Consider the following 2398-nt stretch of genomic DNA (forward strand, 5'->3'; position numbering starts at 1 on the left):
AAGGTAATATGAGTGGTTGAAAAATAATATTGGTAGTGAAGGATTGCGATTTAATATTATTTTTTCTAATTTTAATTAAGTAATATTATTGGTAGCAAATTTCTTATTTATGCTATCAAATCTTTATCTTTAATAAGCAATATTAGTAGTAAATGAGGTGTTTATAAAATTAGGTTTATTTAAATAGAGTTTATTTAAAACGAAGTTTTTAAAAAACGAAATGTCTGTAAAAGAAGTTTTTAAAACTAGGTTTATGTATAGCAAAGTTTATATCCAATAAAGTTTATTTAAAACGAAGTTTTTAAAAAACGAAGTATTTAAAAATTAAGCTTATATAAAATTTGGATTTAAATTCTTTTGCAGTAATTAGGGCTTAGATTGTTTTTAGAAGATAAGTAATTGTTTTTATGCTAAGTTTAATTAGTGATTTAAAGTAATAAAAATTAAACTTAATTAATACTTTAGAGTAAGTTAATTCTAAGCTTATTAAGTAATTAAATTAATTAGATTGATTATATAAAAGTATTTATTACGCATATAAAACATAATTAGGATATAAGTTTTTATGTTGGGGGGGGGTAGGATTAAGTTTTATATAGGTTTAAAATATTTAAATAATAAAACTATGCAAACTAATTTTATACCTTTATAGGATAAATAATGTTTTTAAAAGCTTTTTTAATGAAATAAATAAGCTGTGGATAATATAGATTTAATGATGTTGGGTAATGATTTAGATAAGGATTTATAAGAACAATTTTAAAAGTCCTTGAAAACTCAAATTCTTATGAAGACGCTGTGAATAAACTACTTAATTAAGGCATAAAACAAGACAAACTAGAAAACATAATAGCTTAAGTTTTAACAAATATTAGTTAAAAGGCTTAAGTGATGAATGATTTAAGCAATATTTTTAAACTAAACCCTTTAGACGCAATTAAATACTTTGATGATAAATTACCTAAAGATTATGATTTAGATAAATTACGCTTTAGTGCATATAATCGCATATTTTTAATAAGTGGGATAAATGAAATTGAAACACTTAAAAGAATGCATAGCATACTTAAAAAAGGCTTATTTAATGGTGTAGGCTTTAAATATTGCGTAAAAGAGCTAGAAAGCATTAGCGGACTTTATAAACACCATTTAAAAGTTGTCTTTAATCAAAACCTAAGACAAGTATATAGCTTTGCAAGATATGAAAAACAACTAATTAGCGATAAGCCTTACTTAAGATATGTAGCAATTATGGATAATAGAACTAGAGATAGTCATAAAGCCTTTCACGGACTTATTTTACCTAAGGATGACCATTTTTGGGATGATAATTATCCGCCTAAAGGATTTAATTGCAGGTGTAAAGTTCAAGCATTAAGTGAAGATGAAGCAAGAGATTTGGGCTATACGGGAAAAAAAGCACCGCTTTTAAATATCCCTGATGATGGCTTTAAAAATGGTATAAAATCATACGAGCAAAAAATCCAAAACTTAACAGAGTATTTAAACGAGCAGGTAAAAGGCTTACCTCACGAGGTACATAAGGCAGTTAATACTAGGATAAAAGAAAGCTTAATGCAAATAAAAGAAGTTAGAAACAATTATAACACTATAAAAAAGGTATTTAATGATGAGAAAGAGCAAAACTATAAAGGAAAACTTTTAAAAGTAGGTAATTGTGATATTTTAGGACAAGACTTGCCATTATTTGTAAGCTTGGAAAATGTTTTTACTCATAAGCACAGAAAACATATAACATCTTATGATTATGCAATGATACCGCAAATGTTAAAAAACATTAAAAGTAAAACACTTTCAAAAGCACATTCACAGGCTGAAGTAGTAGTTAGTCATTTAGGCACTTATTATCGCTTAGCTATTAAAAAGACTAGCAAGAATGAAGCTATTGTTACATCTATTACACAGGAAAGAAAGTGGGAATAAATGGTGGCGTTTGGGGAACCAACGAATAAACGGCATTGGCTAATGCTTAAGGCTTTCTGCAAAGTAGCGATATCAGTGCAGTTTAACCCCTTTACCCGAGTTAGTAGCCATCTAACTCATCGCAGGGGCATTATAAATAAACAATATTAAGGAGAGCTTAATGGATGTGCAGTTTGGCTTAGGGCTAAAGTTAGCCTTAGGCGGATTTGATAAGCTAAAGACCCAACAAGAAAGATTAGAAAAGCTAGGTAAAATTGCAAAGCTTAGCACTGATAAAATGAATAATCTAACAAAAAGCATAAATAAGCTTAGTGATTTAGACATAAAAGCAGGTCTTGCAAAAAAGCAATAATAAAAATTTTGGTAATTATAGGTTTTTATTTTTCTATTTAAATTTTATTAGAATTGGGCTTATAATAAAAAATTACGATAAGTTTTTTATTTTTGTTTTTAA

The 2398-nt window shown here is 27.1% G+C and carries 2 protein-coding genes; both read left to right on the top strand.

Annotation, left to right across the window (positions count from 1 at the left end):
• Positions 1 to 891 precede the first annotated feature (891 nt).
• The gene (locus AVBRAN12654_RS09220; RefSeq protein WP_336614368.1) at positions 892 to 1944 is read left to right on the top strand and encodes a phage head morphogenesis protein; all 1053 of its coding nucleotides are present in this window, start codon (positions 892 to 894) and stop codon (positions 1942 to 1944) included.
• A gap of 160 nt (positions 1945 to 2104) precedes the next feature.
• Positions 2105 to 2296 carry a hypothetical protein gene (locus AVBRAN12654_RS09225; RefSeq protein WP_214120583.1) on the top strand — a complete coding sequence of 64 codons (192 nt, stop codon included), beginning with the start codon at positions 2105 to 2107 and terminating at the stop codon, positions 2294 to 2296.
• Positions 2297 to 2398: the final 102 nt, after the last annotated feature.

The sequence above is a fragment of the Campylobacter sp. RM12654 genome (assembly GCF_020137585.1).
In the GTDB taxonomy this organism is placed as follows: Bacteria; Campylobacterota; Campylobacteria; order Campylobacterales; family Campylobacteraceae; genus Campylobacter_E.